We start from the raw sequence: 25,351 nt of genomic DNA, 5'->3' as shown, positions 1-25,351 counted from the left end.
GGCGGACCGCGCGGGGCAAGGGCAGGCGCGGTCCGCATCGGGGGGAGGGAAGCGCACATGACGCTGCTGGGGGACAAGACCGCATCGCCGTACGACACCGGGACGCCGGTTCCGGGGCCGGGGGGCATGGCGGTGACGTACGAGCAGGTCGCGACGGGCGGCCTGCCCGTGGCCGGCCTGGAGAGGCCGGTGGTGCCGCGGCTGAGCGCGGGCCTCAAGCTGCACGGCGAGTACCAGGGATCGGGCTTCACCGAGCCCAAGTACATCGCCCGCCGGGGGGACGGGCAGGTGGTGCAGCTGTCGCGGCTGCTGCATCTGGTCGCGTCGTCGGTCGACGGCAGCCGCGACATCGAGACGATCGCCCACCGGGTGAGCGGCCGTTTCGGGCGTGAGGTCAGTGCGGACAACGTCCGCTATCTGATCGAGCAGAAGCTGGACCCGCTGGGCGTGACGGTCCCCGAGGGGCGGGAGGAGGAAGACATATCCGCGCCCCGGTCCGACCTGCTGCTGGCGCTCAAGGGCCACCGGGTCATCTTCAACGAACGCCGGGTGGCCACGATCGCCGGCGCCCTGGCGTGGCTGCACCGCCCGGTGGTCGTTCTGGCCGTCCTGGCGGGGATCGCCGTCCTGGACGTCTGGCTGTTCGCGTTCTTCGGCGCGATCACGCCCGTGCTGGAGGTGCTGGACCAGCCGGTCCTGCTGCTGGTCGTCTTCGTGCTGACCGTGGCCTCCCTGGTGTTCCACGAGTTCGGTCACGCCTCGGCCTGCCGCTACGGCGGCGCCCGCCCCGGGTGCATCGGCTGCGGCCTCTTCCTGATCTGGCCTTCCATGTACACGGACGTCACCGACGTCTACCGGATCGGGCGGGTCGGCCGACTGCGCACCGACCTGGGCGGGGTCTACTTCAACGTCGTCTTCATGCTGGCCATGGCCGGCGCCTACGCCCTCAGCGGCCAGGCCTTCTTTCTGGCCGCCGTGTACCTGGGGCACTTCGAGATCCTCGAACAGCTGATGCCTGCCGTACGGCTCGACGGCTACTACATCCTCGGCGATCTCGCCGGAGTCCCCGATCTCTACGGGAAGATCAAGCCGATCCTCCTCAGCCTGGTACCCGGCAGGACCGGCCGCAAGGCCCGCAAGGAGGTCGCGGCACTCAAGCGTTCGGCCCGGACCATCGTCGCCACCTGGGTGCTGACCATGGTTCCGCTGCTGCTCGGCGAACTCGGCTACGCGCTGTGGAACCTGCCCCGGATCGTTGCCACGATGACCCGCTCGCTGACCGAGCAACTGCTCGGTACCGGCGGCGCCTTCGCCCACGGCGAGATCGCCGCCGGGCTGGTCGGCGTCGTCGGCTGCGTGATGCTGCTGTGCCCGATGGCCGGCGTGGTCTATCTGTCCGTGAAACTCGGCGGACGCCTGTGGCGGGGCGCCGTGAAGTCCACGGCCGGGCGGCCCCGGCTGCGCGTCGCCCTGTGCGCCCTGAGCCTGGCCGCCCTGTCCGGGCTCGCCTACGCCTGGGTGTCCGGTATGACTCCCGAACCGCTGCCGAAGCGGCCCCCGATCGCGCCGATCCTCCAGCCCGGCGTGTCCACCTCCGCACCACCGGCCCGGCACGCGACCACACCCGGCCCGGACGACAACACCCCCGTCCGCGGCGTCCACCACGGCTCCGGCCGGCGCGGCCACGCCGGGCGGTTCGGCAGACCCGTCCGCCTCGGCGAGCCCGTCGGACTCCAGGAGCCCGCGGCCCAGCGCGTCGGGGACCGCGTCCGAGGAGACCGTCGGGAAGCCGACCGGCAGCCCGGCCGCGAGCGGTGAGCCGCCGGCCACCGTGCCCGCCGATCCCGGCTCGCCGTCGGCGCCCGTCTCGTCCCCGGCCGACAGTCCGTCCGCCCCGGTCAGTTCCAGTCCGTCGCCGGTCGAGTCGCCCAGCCCGGCCATTTCCTGATCCCGGCCCGGGCCGAGCACGCGCGGCGCCGCGCCGAACGGCGCGCGGCCGGCCCGGGCACCGTGGACCGGCCCCCGTTCCGGGGCGCGCCGTCCGGTCCCGTCCGCCCACTCGCGGGTGCCGTGCACCCCGGGCTCGGCGGCGATCCGTCCGCCGAAGTCACTCCAGCAGGAGATCCACGTGAACCACCATCGAAAGCCTCGTACCAGCTCCGTCTTCAGTCAACGCGCCGTCCGCGTGGGCCTGTTCGCCGCGGGGGCCGCCGGGATGGCGACCGCCGTGCCCGCGCAGGCCGCCACGGGGGTGCCACAGCACTCCGCGGTCGCCGCCGACCAGACGTTCAGCCGCGCCGACTTCCGCCACCACAGCCAGACCAAGGACTCCTTCACCGTGCGCCAGCTCGGCACGGTCAACGCCGCCACGGTCCGCAACCAGGCGAATGCCGTCGGCGTGGGCTGCTCGGTCGACGACCGCTGCCGCTCGGTGGCCCTGTCCTTCCAGATCGTCACCATGTCCGGCGACCAGACCCATCTCAACGCGGTCAACCGGGGCGACGCCGTCAACAAGCACTGCGACGGCTGCCAGACCCTGGCCGGCGCCTACCAGTTCGTCGTCTCCACCCCGCGCCCCTTCAGCCTGGACGCGCAGGCCCAGCGACAGCTCGCCGACATCCACCGGCGACTGGACGACCTGACCCGTTCGACGCTCCCGGCCACCGAGGTCAAGGCGCGGGCCGACGCGCTGGCCGGCGAGGTGAACACCGTGCTGCACGACGCGGTGGCGGGCGCGCCCAAGGGGGACGAGCGGCCCACCGTCACCGTCCATCGCCACCTGGACGGCTGGCCCGGCCACTGACGGACCCGGCCCGTGGCCGCCGCTCCCCGACCCGGGAAGGAGGGGGGCGGCGGCCACGTATGCGTGCCGTGCCGCTACCGGACCCGCCGGAACACGTCGTCCTCGTTCTCTTCGTGCTCTTCCCAGCTCACGGGTTCGTCCGAGAGGGACTTCACTCTCGTCCGCGCCGACGACTGGTACATGGCGTCGATCTCGGTGGCGTACCGGCGCACGATCACGTCCCTGCGCAGCTTCATGGAGGGCGTGAGCAATCCGTTGGCTGGGTCGAAGGGCTCCGGGAGGATGCGGAAGACGCGGATGGATTCGGAGCGCGAGACGAAGCTGTTGGCCGCGGCGACGGCCCGCGTGACCTCCTGCAGCACCGCGTTCTGCTCGCGTGCCTCCCGGCTCGGCGCGTCGGCCTGGGCGGCCACCATCGTGCGCCAGTGCGGCAGATAGTCGGGGTCCAGGGTGATCAAGGCGCCCACACAGGGCCGGTTCTCGCCGACGATCACGGCCTGGTGGATCAGCGGATGCACCCGAAGTCGCTCTTCGAGGACCGACGGCGCGACGCTCTTGCCGCTGCTCGTGACGATGGTGTCCTTCTTACGGCCCGTGATCGACAGATAGCCCTCGGAGTCGAGGCGGCCGAGGTCGCCGGTCGCGAGCCAGCCGTCGCGCAGGGACGCCCGGGTGCCCGGGATGTCGTTGACGTAGCCCTGGAACACCGATGGCCCGCGGACCAGGATCTCGCCGTCCTCGGCGACCTGGATGTCCGTGCCGGGCAGAGGCCGCCCCACGGTTCCGAACTTCTCCCGGCCCACGGGCTGGGCGGTGATGCCCCCGCTGGTCTCGGTCAGGCCGTAGCCGTCGTGGACCATGATCCCGATTCCCGCGTAGAAGAGGGTGAGTTCGCGGTTGAGGGGTGAGCCGCCCGAGACGGCTCCGCAGATCCTGCCGCCCAGCGAGTCGCGGAGTTTGCGGTACACAGCCCTTTCGTACAAGGCGTGTTGGAGCTTCAGGTCGAAGCCCGGCCCCGGCCCCGTCCCCAGCCGCTGCTGTTCGGCGGCTTCGGCGTAGTCCTGGGCCGTCCGCGCGGCCCGCTCGAACAACGTGCCCCGGCCCGTGCGCTCGGCCGCCGTGAGGAAGCTCTTGTAGATCTTCTCGAAGACGGAGGGCACGGCGTACAGATAGGTGGGGCGGAAGGACCGGAACGCGGCGGCCAGGGACTCCGCGCGCAGATCGGGCTCGTGCCCCATCAGCAGGCCGCCCCGCAGGCACAGGCCCTGGACCATGAGGCCGTACACATGGGAGAAGGGGAGGAAGGCGAGGACGGCCGGCTGCTCGCCGGGCGAGGCCGCGGTGTGCCGCCATCCGTCCAGCAGCGTGTCGCAGGTGCTGGCCAGACTGCGATGGCTCAGCGCGCACCCCCTGGGGTGTCCGCTCGTACCGGAGGTGTAGGCGATGACGGCGGTGGAGTCGGGCAGCACGATCCGGCGCAGCGAGTCGACCGTCGCGGCCGGCACCGGCCGGCCCCGCTCGACCAGTTCGTCCAGGGAGCCGGAGTCCAGCTGCCAGACGTGTCGCAGCCGGGGCAGCCCCGCGCACACCGACCCGACCGTCATGACGCCCTGTTCGTCCTCGACGAGCACCCCGACGCAGTCGGCGTCCTTGAGGATCCAGGCGACCTGTTCGTGCGACGAGTTCGGATAGAGGGGCACGATCTCGGCGCCCAGTGACCACAGCGCGCAGCTGAGCACGGTCCACTCGTAACGGGTGCGCGACATGATGGCCACTCGGTTGCCCGGGCGGATCCCGGACGCGATGAGTCCCCTGGCCAGGTCGACGACCTCGTCGCGCAACTGGGCCGCGCTCACCTGGGTCCAGGTGCCCGGGGAGTCGTGGGAGCGCCGGGCGATCTGCGGCAGTCCGGGATTGCCGAGCGCCGTCTCGAAGACGCTGTCGGCGAGCCCTCCCGTCATGACCGGCGTGGCCGACGGAGGGAGCCCGAAGTTGTGCATGACGGCCGCCCCCGATTTCTCCTTGCGATGTCGCCCTCCCCAGAGATCGACGGTGCTCGAATGTAGCTCACGTCGGCGCGGGTTGTGTCGTGAATCGACAAGTAGACGGCTCACCCGTCCGGCAGCGAGTGTTCGATATTTCGAACATGATTCGTGACCACGGCTTATACGGCTGTCCGGCTACGCGGCGGACGAGTGACCCGAGGGATGAGTGGCCATACTCCGGGGTGCCGAGGGTAGGCGGAAGAGGTAACGATCTACCTAGAAGGCAGCAAAACCTACCGTGTAAGGCGAATCACCCCATGGTCATCTCGCTCTGGCAGCAAGTATCGAAAGAACAGGCTCCGGGCAGGCATGCCACGCCACGTTGCCGCGTCACGTGGGAAGGCGGCACCGCGACCGCAGTGGAGGGGCGCACCGCGTCGTCGAATTTCCTGTCCGAGGTCCAAGAGGCCGATGGCACCCCCTTGCCGGACCGACTCGTCGGTGACATCCAGCTGGTCGTCAGTGAACTGGTCACCAACGCGATACGGCACGCCCCAGGCCCCTGTGGGTTGCAGGTGGAGCTGTCCGCGGACGGCCGTGCGGTACGCGTGGCCGTCTGGGACACGTCGAGCAAGATGCCGACTCCCCGGCCGCGGGACGCGTGCCGGATCGGCGGGCACGGGCTGGAGATCGTGCGCGCGGTCAGCCGGTCCGTCATCGTGCAGCCCGGTTCGCCCGGCAAACAGGTCACCGCGGAGATCGAGCTCCCGCAGCCGGCCCGCGGCGAGTCCGCTTCCTGGTAGCCGGCGGTCGCACGGCAGTGGCCGCTCGACGTTGCCCCGCTCAGCGCCGCCCGAATCATCTGGCATGACCGCCGCTCCCGCGCTTCCCGCTCCCGCCCTCGACGCCGCCGAACCGGAGGAGAACCGCGACCAGTTGTCGTCGGCGGTGTACGCGGGCGACGAATCCGCCGTCTCCGCCGTGGTCCGCGCCGCCTGCGCGGCGGTGCCGACGTCGAGATGGTGCTGCTCGACCTGATCGCTCCCGTGCAGACCAGGGTCGGGCCGGAGCGGGCCGGAACGCGCGCCGCAGTCCGCCTCACCGTCGCCCGGGAGCGGACATCCTCACCGCCCGGGGTGTCCCCGCCGGCTCCCTGCGCCCGGCTCTGGCCATCTTCACGGGGCTGCTCGAGGACTTCCCCCGGGGCCCGGCGTATCCTCGGCCGGGCGCTCGGCGCCCTGCGGACCCGCTCGGCAGCACTGAAGATCCCCGGCCCCGGAAAGCCCGTATGACCACCTCTTCCTCCCCGTACTTCACCACTACGGCCGACGCGGACTCCACGGTGGCCGTGGTGCGCGTCGCCGGTGACCTGGACTACGAGTCGTGCCACGCATTCGTGCGCGCCACGGAACTGTTGCTCGCCGAGCGGCGCGAGACCGGCCCGCCGCTGTCCGCCCTGCGGCTGGACTTCGCGGAACTGAGCTCCGTCGACTCCATGGGCCTGTCCGCCCTCCTCATGGTCCGTCGTCGTACGGACGCGGCGGGCGTCAGCCTGTACCTGGACGAGCGCCCTGCCTGCCTGGAGCGCCTCCTGGAGATCACGGGCACGCTCGACCACCTCACCGCGCCGTGCGTCGCCGACGACGCCGGTGAAGCCGACGAACAGCGGCCCGGCACGGGCTGAGCGGGCGGACGCACCGATCGCGCGACGGAGGGTGTGCGGACGGCGATCCGGGATATGTGCAGGACGTTCGCAACGGAGTCCTGTCGTGGCGAGGCCGCCCTCTCCGCCCGCGCGGAGGTGAGCGGTGGCCGGCGCGCACCGCACGCTCGCCCGGCCTCGCGGCACGGCTCCTCGGCAGGGAAGGAAACGGCGTGAGCATCGACGGACCGTGGTTCTACGAGCCGGCAACCGGCCACATGGAGGGACAGGACCTGACAGGGTTCACAGTCGAGGCGACCGACGGGACGATCGGGCAGGTGGACCGGCAGGCCGATGACGTGGGCATGCGGCACCTGGTCGTCGACACCGGGGTGTGGGTGTTCGGCAAGAGCGTTCTGATCCCCGTGGGCGTGATCACGGGCATCGACACCCAGGCGCGGCAGATCACTCTGGCGTGCACGAAGGAGGAAGTGAAAGCGGCTCCGCTCTTCCGCACCGACAGCGAGACGCTGGACCCGGAGTACCTGGGCAGCGTCGGCGCGTATTACCGAGAGCTTCCTCGAGACCGGACCGAGTGAGTCGTCCCCGCGGTGGGAGCCGCCCCAACCCACCCGCATTCGCGAGGACATGAGTGCGTCGACGGGGGGACGAACTTCCGTGGGACTTTCCCGGGCGATGGCGGAAACGGGGCCGGGAATCCCGGCCGCCGGCCCGCCTCACCAGGGCAGGAAGACGTGGATGTCCTTCCCCTCGGGATGCACGACCACGCTCACCTGCGTGCACAGCGACTGCACGAGGTGCCAGCCGATTCCGCCACCGCCCCGGCTGGGATGGAAGGGGCGCGGCGCCGGTCGTGTCGTGCTGGTGTCCCGCAGCGTGACATGGACCCCGTCGAAGGTCGTGCGCATACGCAGTGTGAAGGGGCCGGGCGCGTACTGGACGGCGTTGGCGGCCAACTCGTTCACCACCAGCAGGACATCGTGCTCGCACTCGGGGCTCGTCGGGGGTGAAGCCCGCGCCAGAGTCCGCAGAAAGCCTTCCGCGGCGAGCCGGGCGTCGGTCACGTTCCGCAGGTCGCCGTCGAAGGCGGCGGTGAGGCTCCTGACGTCTTCAGTGGGCAAGGGGCTTTCCCGACGCGGCTTGGTTGACATCTCGCCTGTCCTCCGGGGGCTGTCGTGCCGACGGATCACCGTGGTCCATTCTGTCCTCGGCTTTCACATCTCCGTGTGCGGCCACTGCCCGGCCGCTGACTACCACGCATCCGCATCGGCGTTCGGTCTCCTATGGGTTTCCTCTGTGGCTGATGAGTTCCCGAAACGACGGAGGCGATACATGCAAAGCCCCCGCGTATTGTGCGGCGATCCCATGAAGAAGCTGCTCGCAGCCTGCGTACTATCCGGCTCCTCGGGTAGGCCGCGCATCAGGACAACCGTGTAGGCGCCACCCGGAGAAAGAGAACTGTGTGTGACATACCGCTGTGGCCTGTGGCTCGCCGGACCCCGGCCGGGGGCCGGGACGCGGGCGACGCCCGGGCCTGGTCGAGGCGGCTTCGACCAGGGACCGACGGACCCGCGCACGGGCCGGGGGAGCACGTGATGAACCGTGCGGGATGAGAGGGAGCCGAGTGACGCAGCTGATGCGGGCCGTCGCCCCGAGGCGGTGGCCCGGCAGGTCGCGGACGCGGTGGAGAACCTCGTGACCCTGTGGACCGCGGCCGCCGAGGCCGTCAGCCCGCGCCTGTCCGCCTACCAGCTGAAAGCCCTCCGAGCCGTGTGGCACCGGTCGGAACTCAATCTCACGGCACTGGCCGACACCCTCGGGATCGCACTGCCCGCGGCCAGCCGGCTCTGCGACCGGCTCGAGGCCGCGGGCCTGCTGGAGCGGATGTCGCATCCCCGCAACCGGCGCGAGCTGCAGTTGCGGGTCACCCCGCACGGACGGCGGGTCCTCCTGGAGGTCGCGGAGCGGAGGTCACGGAGCCTTGCGACCGTGCTCGCCGCCATGCCCCCGGCGCAGCGGACGTCGCTGGAGCACGGTCTGCACGCCTTCCACGAAGCCCGTGCCCGTCCCGGGGCGGGCGGGGACAGGCACCGGCGCGCTCAGGAGTGAAGCGCCGGCACCGGCTCGCTGTCGATGTGACAGAGCAGAAGGCATATGTCGTCGTCGCGCTCCGAGTCGCACAGCAGTGGGTCGAGGATCCGGTCGGCGGAGGCGTCCAGGTCCTCGTCCAGGTCCGGGCCGCGCAGGGCCGAGAGCGCCGTGGCCAGACGCCCGATACCCGGGTCTATCCCGTGAGCGCGCCGCTCGACGAGCCCGTCTGTGTACAGGGCGAGCGTCGAGCCGGGCGGCATCCGTACGGTGTGGTCGCCGATGTCCTGGCCCAGCGGGATGCCCAGCATCGCGCCCGGCTTGGCGTCCAGCGTGCGTACGCGCCCGTCGGGCAGGCGCAGCACCGGTGGGGGATGACCGGCGGCGGCCCAGGTGACCGTCGGCTCGTCGGGGCGGAAACGGGCGATGACCGCCGTCGCGTACAGGTCCGGCTGCAGATGGTGGAGGAACAGGTGCAGCCGCGTGAGGAGCTGGCCCGGGCTGCCTCCGTCGACGGCGTAGGCACGCAGCGCGGTGCGCAGCTGGCTCATCATCACGGCGGCGTGCAGACCGTGCCCGGTGACGTCGCCGATGACGGTGATCAGACTCCCGTCCGGCTGCCGGAAGGCGTCGTACCAGTCGCCGCCGATGTTCAGTCCGTGCGTGGCCGGAAGATAGCGGGCGGCCAGGTGTAGTCCGGGCGTCGTGGGCAAGTCGGTCAGCAGGGCGCGTTGCAGTGTTTCGGCGATGTCGCGGCTGTGCTCGAAGCGCTGCGCGTTGTCGATCGCGATGCCCGCTCTGCGGGCCAGTTCGAGAAGCATCACGGCGTCGTCCGGGTCCCACCGCTCGCCCGGTGGCGTGAGCGTCATCACGCCCAGGGGCGCCCGGCGAATGGGCAGCGGGATGCAGAGCAGGGGCCGGTCGGGGCGCAGGGCGGACGGGGGTACGTCGTCCACACCGGGCAGGCCACCGGGGTGCTCGGCGGCGTACTGGGGGCGGCCGGTACGCGCGGCGGTGACGGCCGCCGCGGGGCGGGGACTCTGTCGCTGCTTGTCCTCGTCCGCGAACAGCCACACATCGACGCTCTCGGCATAGGCCGGGGTCAGGAGTTCCGGGAGCCGGCGCAGGATCTCCTCATGGTTGAGAGAGGAGGTCAGGGCCGCGCTGGCGTCGGCCAGAAAGGTCAGCCTGTGGCGCGCCTTCTCCGCCTCCTGACGCGCCTCCCGTTCGGCGGCGAAAAGTTCGCGCTGGGCCTCGCCGGCCGCGTCGAGTTCGGCGTGCAGGGCGAGGACGCCCTGGTTCGTCTGGTGCAGCTCCTCACGGTGGAAGGCGACCAGCGCTTCCTGTTCGGTGAGCTTCTCCATGACCCGTGCGGTGTCTTCGTCCGCGCCGAAGAGCGCGTCGGCCAGGGTCGCGGGGTCGGCCGCCACCCGGGCGACCGCGTCGAGGTCGCCCGGTTCGGTGAAGTCGACGGCCGCGTGCCAGGCCGGCCGCTCGGCTGCGGTGCCGTCCCGGCCCGGACACAGGGTGACGTCGAGCCGGCCGTGCTCCTGGCCGGCCGCCGGGGCGACGGTCTCCAGGACGAGTCGCCAGGCGCCGCCCTTGGTGAGGCACTGCCGCAGCTGCGCGGTCAGCGCGGTGACCAGGCGGGTGCGGTCGAGGACGGGGACGCCGTGGGCGGCCGCGAGGCGCGCGACGGCGATCCGGGCACCGGCCGCGTCGGTGACGGTGCTGATGTACCAGGTGTGGGTCATGGTCGTGGGTCCGGTGGCGTGGAGGACAGCACCGCCACCGCGGTGTCGTCGCGTACGGGCCGGGCGGAACTGCTGGCGTCGCGGACGATCGCGGCGGCCGTCACCGCGGGGTCCAGGGCGCCGAGCGGGACGGCGGGCGGAGGGGTCCACCGGCTGGGCAGGCCGTCACTGTGCAGAACGAGGAGGCTGTCGTCCGTCCACGGCACCCGGTGATGGGGCATCCGCGCCGGACGGTGTGCGCCGACGATCCCGGGGTGGGACAGGAGCGGCTTCCAGCTGTCGCCGGAGCGCAGCCGGGCGCCGACGTTCCCGATGCCGGAGAAGGACAGACTCCCGGCGGCCAGGTCGAGTTGGGCGACCGCGACGGCGGCACCCCGGGTGTCACGGAGGGCGGTGTGCAGCTGCGCGAGCAGCTCCGGCGGAGACAGGTGTGCGGAGCGGTGCAGCTGCTCCACGGCAGCGTCCGAGGCGTGGGCCGCACCGGGGCCGTGGCCCAGGCCGTCGGCCAGGAGCAGAGTGACGCGATCGGCGGCGCGTACGCAGGCCCAGGCGTCGCCCGACACATCGGCGCCCGCGAGAGGGATGTTGATCCCGCCGGCCCGGACCGGAGCGTCGGCGCGCCGCTCGTGGCGTTCGGCCCGGCTCTTGGCCGCGCCATGGATCCGGGCCAGGGCGACGGTGCCCCGGCCCGGCGAGCTGTGCAGGTCGAACGCGTCGGCGACCCGCCGGCATGTGCCCAGTCCCGCGCCCAGCGACGAGGCGGTGGAGAAGCCGTCTCCCAGCGCGGCGGGCAGATCGGTGATCCCGGGGCCGTGGTCGATGGCCACGATCTGTACGACAGGGTCGGGTGACGCCGTCGGGGGCCCGAGGTACGCGTCCACGGAGTCGATCAGTATCCGGCCGCCGCCCGCGTGCTTGAGCAGGTTGGTGGCGAGTTCGGTGGCCACGAGCGCGGCTGCGGCGGTGCGGTCCTCATCGAGCCCCGCCTGCCGGGCCGTAGCCTCGGCGGCCACCCGGACGTCCCGGACGCGGGTCGAGTCGTGCACGGGCACTTCTCGGACGCGTGTCATCGCGTCTCCTCTCGCGTGTGCGGCGCACCCGCGGACCAGCAGATGACGGTGACCGAAGTCCCCTCTCCCGGACGGCTGTCGATGGAGAACTCGTGCACCAGCCGCCGGGCACCGCCGAGCCCCAGCCCGAGCCCGCCGCCCGAGGTGTAGCCGTCGCCCAGCGCCTGCTCGATGTCGGCGATTCCCGGTCCTTCGTCGCTGAAGGTGAGGCGAAGCCCCCGGGACCGGCCGATCTCGAGGGGAGTGCACTGGACCTGCCCCCCTCCGCCGTGGATGAGTGTGTTGCGGGCGAGCTCGCTGGCCGCGGTGACCAGTTTGGTCTGATCCACCAGGCCGAAACCGAGCTCGGCGGCCGCCTGCCGCACATGCTGCCGCACCCATGCGAGATCCATGTCCGAGCGGATCGGCAGGCAGGCGGCGACGCGGCCCGAAGTCTCCGTCACGCGCTCTCCCGGCGGCCTGGAACGTGCGGCAGGTGCGGTGGTGTCCCGGTCAGCAGCCGCATGGCCTGCTCGGCGTCGAGCGCCGTCCGCAGTCCGGGCAGGGTCAGGCCCAGCTCGACCAGGGTGATGGCGACCGCGGGCCGCATACCGGCCACGATGGTCTGCGCGGCCAGCAGCCGGGCGGTCGCGGCGATCTCCGCGAACACCCTGCCGAGGAAGGAGTCGACGATCTCCACGCCGGAGACGTCGATGACGACGCCCGTCACGGCGCTGCTCGCGACGGCCTCGCCGATGTCCTGCTGCAACTGTTCCGCGGCGTGGTCGTGCAGGTCGCCCTGGAGGGTGACGAGAAGGACATTGCCGAGTTTGAGTACGGGTACATGGATGCCTGGTCGGCCGAGGGGGTCGCCGATCACTGCTGGATCCCACCGGCCGACGCCTGATCGACGATCACGGCGCCCTGCCGGTGCAGGGCGTAACCGAGTGCGTCCGCGAGGCTCGCACGGGTCACAACGGTGCCCAGGTCGATCCCGAGGTGCACGATGGTCTGCGCGATCGCCGGCCGGATGCCCGAGACGATGCACTCGGCCCCCATGAGGCGCGCCGCTGCCACCGTCTTCATCAGGTGCTGTGCCACCAAGGAGTCGACGGTCGGTACGCCGGTGATGTCCAGAATGGCGAACCGGGCCTGCTGCGCGACGACGGCGTCCAGGAGGCTCTCCATCACCACCTGGCTGCGGGCGCTGTCGAGGGTGCCGATGAGGGGCACGGCGACGATGCCGGTCCACAGTTTGATGACGGGCGTGGCCACTTCGAGCAGTTGGAGACGCTGCCGTTCGATGAGTTCCTCGCCGGCGGTCAGCACCGTCTCCAGGACGACGAGTCGCAGGGTGCCCAGGAGGACGGTGAGAGTGATCAGCAGCTCGCGGGCGTCCTCGTCCGGCGCCTCGGACAGGTCGGCGTTCAGGAGTTCCGTGATCGAGGGGCGCAGCGCCGACACGTCGTCGGCGATCTGGTCGGCCGAGGCGCCTGCCCGGGAGCGCGCGGCCGCCATGCGTCCGAGCTGTTCCCGCACGGCGGCGAAGCCGGTGGCTCCCAGGTTCTCGATCCGCTCCGAGAACGCCACCGCGGCGAGTGCCTCCACCACGGCCCCGGCCGCTTCCACGGCCTCGTCGCGGGACACCGTGAAGACCGTGCGGAACAGTGCCTCGTCGGCCCAGCGCTGGGCGATCTGCTCGCGGCGGCGTCGCAGAAAGTCCCCGAGCGCCTGTGTCGGCGCCTCGTGGTGTGCCACCGGCTCCTGATCCGTCACGTATGTGTCTCCTTCGTATGTAAGGTTTCCTGGCTGTGGGGCTCGCCGGGGAAAGGCGGTTTCTTGTCGCACGGCAACTGTAGTCATGGCCGGATCGTGAGCGACAACCGATACCCCGGAGATCGTCCGACGACGCGGAAACCTGCCCAACCGCGTCCCGCGCATGCCACTTTGGATGACGAGTTCGGGTCAATCACCTTCGGGAGCCGGGGAGGCCCCTCGGCGGCCGTACCAGTCCAGGCATACGACGAGTGCGTCGTCCGCGGGCGACGGGCCGCCGCGGTGGCCGGACAGCTCTCTGAGGACCGCGTGGGGCACCTCCGCCGCCGAAAGCAGCCTCGTGGCGGTGATGGCCCTGGTCAACGCCTTCTCCCCGTACGTCTCACCCCCCGGCGCGGCGACGCCGTGCACACCGTCGCTCACGAAGACGAGACGGTCACCCGGTTCGACGTGGAACTCCTGCGCGACGTAGTCGGTCTCCTCGAACATGCCCAGCGGCAACTGGGCCTCGAAATCCACCGCTTCGACGCTTCTGCCGCGCAGCCGCAGCATGCGGGGCGAGCCCGCGTCGACCACCTTCATGCGGCCGGTGGACAGCTCGAACTCGACCAGGAGCACGGCCAGATATGACGTGCCGCGGTACTGGGCGTAGACGGCTTGATCGGCGAGGGCCGCCTGATCCTCGATGGGGATCCCCGCCCGCCGTGCGTTGCGCAGCGCGTTGATGCCCAGACTGGTCAGCAGGGAGGCCTCGATGCCCTCGCCCATGCCGTTGGTGATGTAGAGCATCAGGCGGTCGGGGTCGGCGGACCAGTCGAAGTTGTCACCGAAGATCGCGTACGCGGGCTCGAGCTGGGCACCGAGCGCGTACTCCGGCCGGGAGCAGGAACGGCCGGGGAGCAGCTGCCACTGCATCTCGGCCGCCAGCGTGAGCCGGTCCTTGCGCCGTGCCTGTACGTACACGTCGGTGTCCCGCTCGGCCACGATCACCGCGTGGCCCAGGACCTCGGCGATCTCGCGGAGCTCGGGCAGCGAGTCCTTCACGTCCTCGGAGGGCAGCGTGACGGTGAGGACGCCGAGCCGGTCGCCCCGTACCGTCACCGGCAGATGCACGCGGGCCAGGCCGTCGGCCGGCTCCTCCAGGAAGGGCTCCTGGGCACCGAAGGCCCGGCCGGCCCGGCTGTCGTGCAGCGGGACGGGGCCAGTGGCGGAGACCTCGGGGGAGAGGGGCTGCAGGACCGTGACCCCGTAGTCGGCCAGGAGGAACTCGACGGACTCGGCCGCGTACCGGTTGCGCAGCACCTCGCGGAGCGCGTCCAGCAACTGGTGGGGAGCCGCGGTGCGCAGAGCCCGTTCGACTGCCACGAATCTGTTCACGATGTCGGATACGCCATTCTTCGACTAGTACGATTTCGCACCCACGTTCCAGGGGAGGCCATCGCCCATGCGCCGGTGCCGGTGTCTATGGTTGGTTGCGAGCTGTCGCCCCGGCGAGCTGACAGCCCCCGAGCACCCTGGGAGAGTGAGACGGTGACGTCCTCCAGCACGCGCCCGCACCCCACTGAGGTGGCGCGTGTGACCTCAGAGGCGGCCGAACTGCTGGAAATCCTGTGGGGGCGCGCCTCGACAGCGCCTGTTTCCGCCTCCCAGCTGCGTGTGCTCTTCATTCTCGAGCACAACGAGGGCATCAATCTGCGCACCCTTGCCGACGCACTCGGCTCCAGCCCGCCGTCGACCAGCAGACTCTGCGACCGGCTCCAGGCGGTGGGGTTCGTGGAGCGCGCGGTGAGCGCGACCAGCCGCCGTGAGCTGTGCCTGTATCTGAGCCATCGGGGCAGCTCGTTCCTGGCCGAGGTGCGGTCACGCCGCGAGAGTGCCCTGGAGTCCGTGCTGGCACGGATGCCCGCCGCCAAGCGAACGGCACTCCTGCAAGGGCTCGAAGCCTTCTGCGCCACCGCGGCGGCGCAGATCCAGGAGCACGAGGGAGCGGACGCCCGCACGGCGTGAGGACCGCCCCGGCCGGCGGTGCGCGTCGAGGCGCGGCGCTCATGCCTTGGTCGCTCGGTACGGTCGGCCGCTGTCGCCCGCCACATCTCGGATCCTCCCGCGCCTGAGACGCCTCACACTTTGTTGCCTCACGACTACAGTTGTCAAACGGCAACTATTGTCCCCGACGCGGCCCGCTCACCGGGCGGACCGGGTGGCCGGGGTGGGTCAGGTGGAACCCGCGCGCCGGCCGGGGGCGGCCCCCGCTACTGCCGGTCCGTCGCATCGCCCGTCTCGGCGAGGGCTTCGTCGAGGCTCTTGGCGGACGGAACCGTCAGACTCACGCCGGTGAGGTCGAGGATCCGCTGCACCGCCGGAGCGGGATCGATGAGGCGCACGCTGCCCTCGACGCGGCGCGTCTCCTTGTAGGCCTTGAGGATGATGTTGATGCCGGACGAATCCATGAAGGGAACCGCGGAGAGGTCCAGCAGCAGATGTCGCCGACCGTGATGCATCTGGTTGGCGAGATGGTGGTGGAGCTCGGTCCCCGTGTCGACGTCCAAGAACCCCTTGACGGTGACAAGTGCGACGTCCTCCCGGGGGAGCGTCACATCAATGGACAGGGGGGCTTGTTCCGTCGACACAATTTCCTCCATCAAGCACTGGCTGACATGGCTCGCCTACCCTGAGGTCAGGCGCCGATGCCCGGCGGGACGCCCGGCCCGCGTGATCAACCTCTCGCGGTACTGGGCGCCGACCCGCAGCGAGCACGGCCCGATTACCCGCCAAACGGCCCGCCACACGTGTCGGCGGAAGTCACCGGCTGCTTCGCGGTGCACCGCGTACTCCCTCCTGTCGGGGGCATACGGGTGCCACCGACGAGAGGAGATGCCATGCTCGGCATCGTTGCAGCAGTACTGTTCTTCATCGCCTTCCTCATCAATGCGGCCGACATCGCGACGAACGACGTCTTCACCTCCACCAATTTCATGCTGATCGGGCTGGCCCTGCTGTCCCTCCATGTCGCGGGCATCGGCTCCGGCTGGGCGAGCCGGAGCCGCAGACGCTGACAGGAAACCTGCCCGACGGAGAGGTCAGCGCCGTCCGCGGAACTTCCCCAGCAGGCGCTGAGCCTGAGCGCGTCGACGGGGATCGGCCGCGGCACGGCGCGCCTCGGCGACGGTGCGCCGGCCCTGGGGGCTCCTGGCGAACTGCTTGATCCGGTCCACGATTCCGGGCATGTCTTGTCTCCTGAGGATGTCGGAACGGACGTTTTCCTCGTCCGTCTACCCGGCTTCGGACCGGTCAGCCGGTCCGGTGCACGCCCGATGAGAAACCAACCCGAGGAGTACGCGTGAGTGACAACATCTCGTCCTTCGTTCCGACCGCCGGCCACACTCCGGACGCGGATCTGGCGGGATACCGGGTCGAGGCCGCCGACGGGCGCGTCGGCAAGGTCGACAAACAGTCCCGTCTGGTCGACTCCCAGTACGTTCTCGTCGACACCGGAGTGTGGATCTTCGGCAGGAAGGTGATGCTGCCGGCCGCCGGCATCACCGGCGTCGACCACGAGGAGAAGAAGATCGTGGTGGCGCGGACCAAGGCCGAGATCAAGGGATCGCCCGAGTTCGACGAGGGCAAGCACCTCGGTGATCCCGCGCACCGCGATCAGCTCGACGGCCATTAGGGAGAACGCCCGGAAATGGCGGCGAATGCCGGGTTTGGATGTGGCGCAGGGGGTCACTCGTTGAAGCGACAACGCATTGTCGATGGCGGCTTGGAGTGAAGATCTGTGGCTGGCGATCAGAAGGCCAAGGCAAAGATGGAACAGGCCAAGGGCAAGGCCAAGGCGGCGGCCGGCCGTGCCGTGGGCAACGAGCGGATGGCCGCCGAGGGACAGGCGGAGAAGTCGAAGGGTGACGCCCGCCAGGCGAAGGAGAAGACGAAGGACGTCTTCAAGCACTGACGACCCGGGCAACGCAGTGGGGCCGCGGTCCACCGGACCGCGGCCCCACGGCCGTGCTCGGGGTCAGCCCGTGCACTCGCTGAGCAGTCCCGCACGCAGCGTGGTGATGATCTTGTTGATCAGGCGTGAGACGTGCATCTGGGAGATGCCCAGCCGTTCCCCGATCTGCGCCTGGGTGAGTTCGTCGACGAACCGCAGATGCAGGATCCGCCGGTCACGTTCGTCGAGCTGAGCGACGAGGGGCGCGAGGGAGTGCATGTCCTCGATCAGCTCCAGCGCCGTTTCCTCCCGCCCGATGAAGTCGGCGAGGACCGACTCGTTGTCGGCGGACCCGTCGCCGGAGAGGGACGCGTCCAGGGAGGAGCTCCGGTAGGCGTTCGCCGCCTTGCGCGCCTCGATGACCTCCTCCTCGGTCAGGGACATGAGCTCCGCCAGTTCCCGTACCGTCGGAGTGCGGCCGGTGCGCCGGCTGAGTTCGTCGGTGGCCTGGGCCAGCTCCACCCGTGCCTCCTGGAGGCGCCGCGGCACATGGACGGCCCAGCTGGTGTCCCGGAAGAAGCGCTTGATCTCGCCCACGATGTAGGGGACGGCGAAGGACGCGAACTCGACCTCCCGCGACAGCTCGAACCGGTCGATGGCCTTGATCAGGCCGATCGTTCCGACCTGAACGATGTCTTCCATCTCACCGGAGCCTCGGCTGCGGAAGCGCGAGGCCGCGTACCTGACGAGCGTCAGGTTCATCTCTATGAGGGTGTTGCGCACGTACTGGTAGTCCTGAGTGCCCTCCTCGAGCACGGACAGGCGGGCGAAGAAGTGGCGAGAGAGCTCGCGCGCGTCCTTCGGGCTCACCGCCAACGGGTCGGCGATGGCGTCGAGTTCGACCTCGTGTGCCGGTGCGGTCGGGTGCTGCCCAGTGGTGCGGGTCGCGGCGGGTGCGGCCACGGCTGTCATTCGATCCACCCTTTTTGACTCGGGAAACGGACGGGGGCCAGCCCCGTGTACCCCTCTTCTCGATCTTCACGCCACAAACACACGGCCAGGCCGGACGCGCCCAGGAGGGCACCTCGGACCGGTGCGCGCCGACGGGTCACGACACGCGGATGCCCACGATGCATGTGTCGTCGTCCGTGTCCGACCTGCTGTAGGTGAGCAGCCGGTCCAGCTGATGGGACAGGCTCGGCGTCTGTGCCCGGGCGGTGATGAGCAGCTGGGCCAGCGCCTCTTCCACGGACACGTCGCGCCGCTCGATCAGGCCGTCGGTGTACATCAGCAGGGTGTCGCCGGGCTCCAGGGACACTTCCTCCTCCTCGTACGTGGCCTCCGCCACCGCACCGAGCAGCATCCCTCGTACGAGAGGCAGCGGGGTGGCCTCCGGGCCGCGGACCACGACGGGCGGGAGGTGACCCGCCCGCGCCCAGCGCAGGACGCGGCGGGACGGATCGTACAGACCGCACACGGCCGTGGCCGTCACCGCTCCGGTCAGATGGTGGGCGACGATGTTGAGCCAGGACAGCAGTTGGGCCGGCCCTGCGCCGGTCACCGCGAGGCCACGCAGCGCGTTGCGCAGGACGACCATGCTCGTCGCGGCCTCGATTCCGTGGCCGGCGACGTCGCCGACGCACAGGAGCACCAGCTTGGAGGGCAGGACGACGGCGTCGTACCAGTCGCCTCCGACCAGTTGATCGGTCTCGGCGGGCCGGTACCGGACCGCGAGCTGGAGCTGTGGGATCTCCAGCGGCGCCTGGGTCGGGGGCATGATGGCGTGCTGCAGCTGGAGAGCCAGCCGATTGCGCTCGGCGGCCTGCTGCTCGGTGTGCGCGAGCTGGTCGCGGGTGACGGCGAGGGCCACCTCGGTCCAGTGCTGTGCGGAGATGTCCTGGTAGGCGCCGCGGACGGCGAGCAGCCGCTTGTCCGCGTCCAGGACAGGCTCCGCCACCACCCGCATGTGCCGGGTCACGCCGTCCGGGCGCTGGAGCCGGAAGGCCGCCGAGGCGGGGCGGCGGTGGTGCACTATGGTCCGCAGGAATCGGCCGATGGCCACGGTGTCGTCCGGATGGGCATGGGCCGCCAGCTCCTGCACAGGCACCGGAGAGCTGTACGTGGGCCGCCCGAAGAGCGCGTACAACTGGCTGTTCCAGGTGATCTCGTCGGTGAGCAGGTTCTCCTCGAAGCCGCCGATACGTCCCAGCCGCTGGGCGTTCTGCAGGAGGCTGGCAAGGCGTGCGGCCTCGTTCTCGAGGCGCCAGATGAGGATGAGGCTGCTGCCGTGCCGACTGACGTGAATGTCGGCGACGGCGGACAGCGGTACCTGCTCCACCAGCGCCGTGAGCGTCATCCGCTGGGCGCGGAACGGCTCCCCGGTGGCGTACACCCGCTCGATCTGCTCGAAGAGTTCGCTGTCCCCGGCGGCCATGGGATAGGCCTCCAGGAACAGCGCACCGTTCACGGCGCTGCGCGGGCGTCCCGCCGGGTCGAGGAAACGCCCGTTGACGTAGTCGATGCGGAAGTCGACCAGGTACCCGTTGTCATCGGCGTGCGGTACGAGGACCAGAGCCGGATCGTGCAGTCCTTCGGCCAGGTGCACCAGTTCCGAGGAGGCCGCCAGGGCGCGCGGCTCTCCGACCGGGGAGGGACCGGCCAACGGGGTCTGCGTCTCGAGGGTGTGGGCGCACAGCTCGGCCAGGGCTTCGACCTGCCGCACGATCTGCGGGGGCTGCGGTGCCAGGGGAGCGGGCCAGCTGATCTCCAGCACACCGTGGATACGACCGCCGGTGCCGGCGGGGACGGCGACCCTGCCGCCGTCCGGGAATTCACTGCGGCCGATGGACGGAACATCCGCCTCGGTCAGCGAGGGGAACCACTGCGTACCGCGCTCGGTGAGCGCCTGCCTGGCGACGGTCGCCACGCCCGGCGGGATGTAGCACCAGCGGGCGGACTCGGCCCTGGAGAATCCCGCGCTGCCCGCGAGCGTGAGGGAGCCGTCGGCCCGTGCCGCCCATACGGCCACGGCGCTCGCGCCGAGCGGAGCCAGCGCGTGCTGGAGCAGGGAGTCGGCGACGGACTGCGCGTCGTCCGCCGCCAGGGCGCCGCTCTCTGCCGCACGCAACCGGACGGCCGTGGACGAACGGTCCCGGGCGTCGGCACGCTCGGGAAGAGCGGCCGAGTCGGCGACGAGCTCCGTGGCGATCTCCGAGAGCCGGTCGCGGGCCGCCTGATTGATGACGTCGACCGCGAGTTCGAGCGGTGGCACGCCGGCCCGCTCGGCCAGGGCCGTCAGATGCCGGGCGGCCTCCGTCGGACCGAAGCCGAGGCGCTCGATCAGGATTCCCTTCGCGAGTTCGAGGAGAGCGCGTCCGTCCGCGGCGGCCTGGGCCGCCCAGACCTCGCGCCGCAGCCGCTCGACGGTCGTCGCGAGCCGGCCGGCGACGGACTGCGCCTCGGCACTCGCCACCCCGTCCGCCGTTGCGCTCGGCTCGGAAGGTGACGTGCTCTGGTGGGGCAACTCGACAAAGGCCGGCGGGCGAGTGGGGGAGCCGAACGGCTCCTCGCCCCGGGCGGGTTCACCGGGCTGGTGGGGAGTGGTCACTGTGCTGGTGCTCCTCGGCTGGCAGGCAGAACACGCCGGGCTGGGGAAGACGCACGGCCTCCGGAGGTGCGGGTGGTCCGGAGGCCGTGCTGCTTCAGGCGGACAGCCAGCGTCGGACGCAGGCGATGAGGTCGTTCGCGTCGACCGGCTTGGTGACGTAGTCACTGGCTCCGGACTGCAGGGCCTTCTCCCGGTCGCCGGGCATCGCCTTCGCGGTGACGGCGACGACCGGAAGGTCGGTGTACTGGGACATGCTCCGGATTTCCGTGGTCGCCGCGTAGCCGTCCATCTCGGGCATCATCACGTCCATCAGCACCAGGCAGATCTCGGGATGAGCGAGCAGGGTGTCGACGCCCTTCCTGCCGTTCTCCGCGTGCAGCACCTTGAATCCGTGGAGTTCCAGGATCCCGCTGAGCGCGAAGAGGTTGCGGGCGTCGTCGTCGACGACGAGGACGGTCCGGCCGGTGAAGGTGCCGTCCACCACCAGCGTCTGCTCCGGCTGGGGCTTCTCCGGGCGGACGAGGGGCAGCACGTCCCCGGGTTCCTCGGCCGACAGATGCAGGGCGATCCGTTCCCGCAGCTCGTCGAGGCTGGAGAAGATCTCCAGCGAGCGGGCCGCGGAACGGGACCGCAGTGCCGGATCCAGCGTCACGTCGGCGCGTTGTCCGTTGTGGACCAGGACGGGTACGGAGGCCAGCGCGGGGTCCCCGTCCAGGGCGTCGAGGAACCGTGAGGCCTCACCGCCCGACATGCCGAGTTCGAGGACCACGCAGTGGCACGGTTCCGCCGCCAGGGCGCCGGCCGCCTCCTGGGCGTCCACCGTGGTGGTGACGTCGATGACTTCACGCGGATCGCCGCCGTGGTGTCCTCTCGTCAGGTTGGCCACGGTGCTCTCCGCGACGAGGGTCAGCAGACCCCGGGGCCGCTCCTCGACGACCAGGATCCGGCGCCTGCGGTGCGTGGGCCCGCCGGCACCGGTGAGGGCTTGGGACCCCCGGGGGTGGTCGGCCGCACCGTCCCCCTGGCTCGCCTCACCGGGCTGGGCTCCCTGGGCGAGCTCCTCGAAGTCGGCGCGGGCGACCGGCAGATAGAGAGTGAACGTGCTGCCCTGTCCGGGTGTGCTGTCCACGGTGACCGCACCACCGAGCAGATGGGCGATCTCGCGGGTGATGGACAGTCCGAGTCCGGTTCCGCCGTACTTGCGGCTCGTGGTCCCGTCCGCCTGCTGGAACGCTCCGAAGATCGTCTCCAACTGCTGCTCGGGAATGCCGATTCCGGTGTCCTTGACGTGGAAGGCCACGACGGCGCCACCGCGGTGGACGGCGGCAGGGATGTTCTGGTCGACGGCCGGCTCGATGTGCAGTCCGACGCCGCCGCGTTCGGTGAACTTGACGGCGTTCGAGAGCAGATTGCGCAGCACCTGCCGCAGCCGGGAATCGTCGGTGAGCAGGTCCACGGGGACGCCCGGGGCGGTGCTCATGGTGAATTCGAGGCTCTTCTGGCTCGTCATCGGCCGGAACGTCGCTTCTACATAGTCGAGCAGACGGCGCAGGGCGACGCGTTCGGGAGAGATGTCCATCTTGCCGGCCTCGACCTTCGACAGGTCGAGGATGTCGTTGATCAGCTGCAGCAGGTCGGAACCCGCCGAGTGGATGATCCCCGCGTACTCGACCTGCTTCGGAGTGAGGTTGTGGGACGGGTTCTGTGCCAGCAACTGGGCGAGGATCAGCAGGCTGTTGAGGGGAGTACGCAGTTCGTGGCTCATGTTGGCCAGGAACTCCGACTTGTACTTCGAGGCGAGCGACAGCTGCTGTGCCCGTGCCTCCAGCTCCTGGCGGGCCTGTTCGATCTGCAGGTTCTTCGCCTCGATGTCGCGGTTCTGAGTGGCCAGCAGCGTGGCCTTCTCCTCCAGCTCGGCGTTGGAGCGCTGCAGTTCGTCCTGCTGTACCTGCAACTCCTCGGACCTGGACTGAAGTTCGGCCGTCAGCCGCTGGGACTCGCCGAGCAGCTCGTCCGTACGGCCATTGGCGACGATGGTGTTGACGTTGACCCCGATGGTCTCCATCAACTGTCCCAGGAAGTCCTCGTGGATCTGGGTGAAGCGGGTGACCGAGGCCAGTTCGATGACGCCCAGTACCTGTTCGTCGACCACGATGGGCAGGACCTTCAGCGCGGTCGGCGAGATCTGCCCGAGACCGGAGGAGATGGTCACATAGGCGGGCGGCAGGTCGTCGACGGTGATGGGACGCCGATTGCGCGCGGCCTGGCCGACCAGGGAGCGCCCGAGCGGGATGCGGTCGGGACGCTGTGTGTCGTCGGGATAGCCGTAGGAGCCGATCAGTCGCAGCTGGGTGCCCCGGCCGGTCTCCTCCGCGAGATAGAAGGCGCCGTACTGGGCGGAGACCAGCGGCGTCAGCTCCTCCATGATGAGCTCGGCCACGACCGCGAGGTCACGGTGCCCCTGCATGAGGCCCGAGATGCGCGCCAGGTTGGACTTCAGCCAGTCCTGCTCCTGGTTGGCCCGGGTGGTCTCGCGCAGGGAGCCGACCATCGAGTTGATGTTGTCCTTGAGTTCGGCCACCTCCCCGGAGGCGTCGACGGTGATCGAGCGGGTGAGGTCGCCCTCGGCGACGGCACTGGCCACCTCGGCGATGGCCCTGACCTGGCGGGTCAGGTTGCCCGCCAGTTCGTTGACGTTCTCGGTGAGCCGCTTCCAGGTACCGGAGACGCCCTCCACCTCGGCCTGGCCGCCGAGCCTGCCCTCGCTGCCGACCTCGCGGGCGACGCGGGTGACCTCGGCCGCGAACGAGGAGAGCTGGTCCACCATCGTGTTGATGGTGGTCTTGAGTTCCAGGATCTCGCCGCGGGCGTCGACGTCGATCTTCTTCGACAGGTCACCGTTGGCGACGGCGGTCGTCACCAGGGCGATGTTGCGCACCTGACCGGTCAGGTTGTTCGCCATCGAGTTGACGTTGTCGGTGAGGTCCTTCCAGGTGCCCGCCACGTTCGGCACGTGCGCCTGGCCGCCCAGCCGTCCCTCGGTGCCGACCTCGCGGGCGACGCGGGTGACCTCGTCGGCGAACGCGGACAGGGTGTCGACCATGGTGTTGATGACGTCGGCGAGCGCGGCGACCTCGCCCTTGGCCTCGACCGTGATCTTCTGCGACAGGTCACCGCGGGCCACGGCGGTGGCGACCTGGGCGATCGAACGGACCTGACCCGTGAGGTTGGACGCCATGACGTTGACGTTGTCGGTGAGGTCCTTCCAGGTACCGGAGACGCCGCGTACGGTCGCCTGGCCGCCCAGGTTGCCGGCGGTGCCGACTTCCCGGGCGACGCGGGTGACTTCGTCGGCGAAGGCGGAGAGCTGGTCGACCATCGTGTTGATGGTGTCCTTGAGCTCCAGGATCTCGCCGCGGGCGTCCACGGTGATCTTCTGGGAGAGGTCGCCCTTGGCCACGGCGGTGGCGACCTGGGCGATGGAGCGGACCTGGGCGGTCAGGTTGCCCGCCATGAAGTTCACCGAATCGGTGAGATCACGCCAGGTGCCCCGGACGTCCTTCACATCGGCCTGCCCGCCGAGACGTCCGTCGGTGCCGACTTCCCGGGCGACGCGGGTGACTTCGTCGGCGAAGGCGGAGAGCTGGTCGACCATCGTGTTGATGGTGTTCTTCAGTTCCAGGATCTCGCCGCGGGCGTCCACGGTGATCTTCTGGGAGAGGTCGCCCTTGGCCACGGCGGTGGTCACCTGGGCGACGTTACGGACCTGCGCGGTCAGGTTGCCCGCCATCAGGTTGACGGAATCGGTGAGGTCGCGCCACACGCCTCCGACGCCGGGGACCTGGGCCTGCCCGCCCAGGCGCCCTTCACTGCCGACTTCGCGCGCGACGCGGGTGACCTCGTCGGCGAAGGCGGAGAGCTGGTCGACCATCGTGTTGACGGTCTCCTTCAGCTCCAGGATCTCGCCGCGCGCCGGTACGTCGATCTTCTGCGAGAGGTCGCCCTTGGCCACCGCGGTCGCCACCTGCGCGATGTCGCGCACCTGCGTGGTGAGATTGCCCGCCATGGCGTTCACGGAGTCGGTCAGATCGGCCCAGGTGCCGGAGACTCCCGGCACCTCCGCCTGCCCGCCCAGAGTGCCCTCGGTGCCCACCTCGCGGGCCACGCGTGTCACTTCCGACGTGAACACGGACAACTGGTCGATCATGCCGTTGAAGACGGTGGCGATCTCGCCCAGCAGCCCGTCGGTGTCGTCGGGCAGCCGGGTACCGAAGTCCCCGTCCCGTACCGCGGTCAGTCCGGCGAGCAGCTGACGCAACTCCTGATCACCCGGTGTGCGGCTCTCGGCCTCGGCTGTCTTGCTGTTCATGCCCACCCTCGTCCCTCGTCCCGCTCCCCAAGAGCTCCTGTGAAAGGCCTGAAAACCACGCCGGAGCACGGACGATCACCCCACTTCTATCGCCCGCGGATCCCCGGCGGATCACCGAACCGCATCAAGAGAAATACGCGGCAGATTAACTCACCTGGGAGCTTTCAAACAAAGTGCGGGGAGGAAGGCCCGGCGAGGTACCTCACAAAGATGGGCTGCTTTTTCCAGGAATGAGATCCGAAAAGAAGGGTACGGACTCGAATTTCGGTCACGTGGGCGGTTCGATGCCGATCGGTTCCGATCAGAACCGACACGGAGATTGCCCC

At 70.2% G+C, this 25,351-nt stretch carries 24 protein-coding genes; 11 read left to right on the top strand and 13 right to left on the bottom strand.

The genetic code is table 11. The annotated features are described in order from the left end of the window. Nucleotides 1-57 precede the first annotated feature (57 nt). Entirely contained in the window at nt 58-1,818 is a 1,761-nt protein-coding gene (locus GTY58_RS05940; protein WP_010982544.1) for a membrane protein, read from the top strand. Nucleotides 1,819-2,128: 310 nt separating this feature from the next. Next, nucleotides 2,129-2,803 (top strand): hypothetical protein, encoded by a 675-nt coding sequence (locus GTY58_RS05935; protein ID WP_037650222.1) that lies wholly within the window; start codon nt 2,129-2,131, stop codon nt 2,801-2,803. A gap of 74 nt (nt 2,804-2,877) precedes the next feature. Here the strand turns inward: GTY58_RS05935 and GTY58_RS05930 are convergent, their stop codons facing one another. Next, nucleotides 2,878-4,803, bottom strand: a complete 1,926-nt coding sequence (locus GTY58_RS05930; protein ID WP_010982542.1) for an AMP-dependent synthetase/ligase — start codon at nt 4,801-4,803, stop codon at nt 2,878-2,880. Nucleotides 4,804-5,270: 467 nt separating this feature from the next. On the opposite strand from GTY58_RS05930, the gene GTY58_RS05925 reads away from it, so the two are divergent. The 4 genes from GTY58_RS05925 (at nt 5,271) to GTY58_RS05910 (ending at nt 7,029) form a co-directional block, all read left to right on the top strand. After that, nucleotides 5,271-5,591, top strand: coding sequence for an ATP-binding protein (locus GTY58_RS05925; RefSeq protein WP_237528720.1), 321 nt, complete (start codon nt 5,271-5,273; stop codon nt 5,589-5,591). A 64-nt stretch (nt 5,592-5,655) separates the two neighbouring features. Then, the gene (locus tag GTY58_RS05920) at nt 5,656-5,826 is read left to right on the top strand and encodes a hypothetical protein (protein ID WP_154696720.1); all 171 of its coding nucleotides are present in this window, start codon (nt 5,656-5,658) and stop codon (nt 5,824-5,826) included. A 250-nt stretch (nt 5,827-6,076) separates the two neighbouring features. Then, a complete protein-coding gene (locus GTY58_RS05915) occupies nt 6,077-6,472 on the top strand; it encodes an STAS domain-containing protein (protein ID WP_010982540.1) in 396 nt (131 codons plus the stop codon). Nucleotides 6,473-6,663: 191 nt separating this feature from the next. Beyond that, complete coding sequence (locus tag GTY58_RS05910) at nt 6,664-7,029, top strand: hypothetical protein (protein ID WP_037650226.1); 366 nt, start codon at nt 6,664-6,666, stop codon at nt 7,027-7,029. Between the two features lie 138 nt (nt 7,030-7,167). On the opposite strand, the gene GTY58_RS05905 is transcribed toward GTY58_RS05910, so the two are convergent. After that, on the bottom strand, nt 7,168-7,602 hold the full coding sequence (locus GTY58_RS05905) for an ATP-binding protein (RefSeq protein ID WP_010982538.1): 435 nt from the start codon (nt 7,600-7,602) through the stop codon (nt 7,168-7,170). A gap of 451 nt (nt 7,603-8,053) precedes the next feature. Here GTY58_RS05905 and GTY58_RS05900 point away from each other — a divergent pair, with 451 nt between their 5' ends. Further along, nucleotides 8,054-8,560, top strand: a complete 507-nt coding sequence (locus GTY58_RS05900; protein WP_010982537.1) for a MarR family transcriptional regulator — start codon at nt 8,054-8,056, stop codon at nt 8,558-8,560. Here the strand turns inward: GTY58_RS05900 and GTY58_RS05895 are convergent. From GTY58_RS05895 to GTY58_RS05870, 6 genes are all read right to left on the bottom strand, one after another. Continuing rightward, complete coding sequence (locus tag GTY58_RS05895; RefSeq protein WP_010982536.1) at nt 8,551-10,293, bottom strand: SpoIIE family protein phosphatase; 1,743 nt, start codon at nt 10,291-10,293, stop codon at nt 8,551-8,553. The genes GTY58_RS05900 and GTY58_RS05895 overlap by 10 nt on opposite strands. After that, nucleotides 10,290-11,363, bottom strand: coding sequence for an ATP-binding SpoIIE family protein phosphatase (locus tag GTY58_RS05890; RefSeq protein WP_010982535.1), 1,074 nt, complete (start codon nt 11,361-11,363; stop codon nt 10,290-10,292). Before GTY58_RS05890 ends, GTY58_RS05895 begins: the two co-directional genes overlap by 4 nt. Beyond that, nucleotides 11,360-11,755: an anti-sigma regulatory factor gene (locus GTY58_RS05885; protein WP_010982534.1), complete on the bottom strand. Its 396-nt coding sequence runs from the start codon at nt 11,753-11,755 to the stop codon at nt 11,360-11,362. Before GTY58_RS05885 ends, GTY58_RS05890 begins: the two co-directional genes overlap by 4 nt. A 47-nt stretch (nt 11,756-11,802) precedes the next feature. Further along, nucleotides 11,803-12,222: an STAS domain-containing protein gene (locus tag GTY58_RS05880; RefSeq protein ID WP_010982533.1), complete on the bottom strand. Its 420-nt coding sequence runs from the start codon at nt 12,220-12,222 to the stop codon at nt 11,803-11,805. Further along, nucleotides 12,219-13,100: an STAS domain-containing protein gene (locus GTY58_RS05875; protein ID WP_037650330.1), complete on the bottom strand. Its 882-nt coding sequence runs from the start codon at nt 13,098-13,100 to the stop codon at nt 12,219-12,221. Before GTY58_RS05875 ends, GTY58_RS05880 begins: the two co-directional genes overlap by 4 nt. Before the next feature lie 207 nt (nt 13,101-13,307). After that, entirely contained in the window at nt 13,308-14,483 is a 1,176-nt protein-coding gene (locus GTY58_RS05870; protein ID WP_107083073.1) for a PP2C family protein-serine/threonine phosphatase, read from the bottom strand. 210 nt (nt 14,484-14,693) lie between these two features. On the opposite strand from GTY58_RS05870, the gene GTY58_RS05865 reads away from it, so the two are divergent. After that, the gene (locus tag GTY58_RS05865) at nt 14,694-15,125 is read left to right on the top strand and encodes a MarR family transcriptional regulator (RefSeq protein ID WP_037650235.1); all 432 of its coding nucleotides are present in this window, start codon (nt 14,694-14,696) and stop codon (nt 15,123-15,125) included. Nucleotides 15,126-15,370: 245 nt separating this feature from the next. Here GTY58_RS05865 and GTY58_RS05860 read toward each other — a convergent pair whose 3' ends face one another. Then, nucleotides 15,371-15,760, bottom strand: a complete 390-nt coding sequence (locus GTY58_RS05860) for an STAS domain-containing protein (RefSeq protein WP_037650237.1) — start codon at nt 15,758-15,760, stop codon at nt 15,371-15,373. Between the two features lie 237 nt (nt 15,761-15,997). Here GTY58_RS05860 and GTY58_RS39535 point away from each other — a divergent pair, with 237 nt between their 5' ends. Beyond that, nucleotides 15,998-16,174 carry a hypothetical protein gene (locus GTY58_RS39535; protein WP_107083072.1) on the top strand — a complete coding sequence of 59 codons (177 nt, stop codon included), beginning with the start codon at nt 15,998-16,000 and terminating at the stop codon, nt 16,172-16,174. Between the two features lie 24 nt (nt 16,175-16,198). Here GTY58_RS39535 and GTY58_RS39530 read toward each other — a convergent pair whose 3' ends face one another. Next, complete coding sequence (locus GTY58_RS39530; protein ID WP_167544191.1) at nt 16,199-16,345, bottom strand: hypothetical protein; 147 nt, start codon at nt 16,343-16,345, stop codon at nt 16,199-16,201. A 113-nt stretch (nt 16,346-16,458) separates the two neighbouring features. Between GTY58_RS39530 and GTY58_RS05855 the strand changes: the two genes are divergently transcribed. Both GTY58_RS05855 and GTY58_RS05850 read left to right on the top strand, forming a co-directional pair. Further along, entirely contained in the window at nt 16,459-16,791 is a 333-nt protein-coding gene (locus GTY58_RS05855) for a hypothetical protein (RefSeq protein ID WP_010982527.1), read from the top strand. 105 nt (nt 16,792-16,896) lie between these two features. Continuing rightward, nucleotides 16,897-17,070 (top strand): CsbD family protein, encoded by a 174-nt coding sequence (locus GTY58_RS05850; RefSeq protein ID WP_010982526.1) that lies wholly within the window; start codon nt 16,897-16,899, stop codon nt 17,068-17,070. Nucleotides 17,071-17,133: 63 nt separating this feature from the next. Here the strand turns inward: GTY58_RS05850 and GTY58_RS05845 are convergent, their stop codons facing one another. The 3 genes from GTY58_RS05845 to GTY58_RS05835 form a co-directional block, all read right to left on the bottom strand. Then, nucleotides 17,134-18,021 carry an RNA polymerase sigma factor SigF gene (locus GTY58_RS05845; RefSeq protein ID WP_010982525.1) on the bottom strand — a complete coding sequence of 296 codons (888 nt, stop codon included), beginning with the start codon at nt 18,019-18,021 and terminating at the stop codon, nt 17,134-17,136. Between the two features lie 136 nt (nt 18,022-18,157). Continuing rightward, on the bottom strand, nt 18,158-20,521 hold the full coding sequence (locus tag GTY58_RS05840) for a SpoIIE family protein phosphatase (protein WP_042492768.1): 2,364 nt from the start codon (nt 20,519-20,521) through the stop codon (nt 18,158-18,160). A 229-nt stretch (nt 20,522-20,750) separates the two neighbouring features. Beyond that, nucleotides 20,751-25,025, bottom strand: a complete 4,275-nt coding sequence (locus GTY58_RS05835) for a HAMP domain-containing protein (RefSeq protein ID WP_010982523.1) — start codon at nt 25,023-25,025, stop codon at nt 20,751-20,753. Nucleotides 25,026-25,351 lie beyond the last annotated feature (326 nt).

The organism is Streptomyces sp. SID5469 (assembly GCF_009862865.1).
GTDB lineage: Bacteria > Actinomycetota > Actinomycetes > Streptomycetales > Streptomycetaceae > Streptomyces > Streptomyces avermitilis.
The sequence above is the reverse complement of the archived record's forward strand: the minus strand, read 5'-3'. Positions and strand labels throughout refer to the sequence as shown.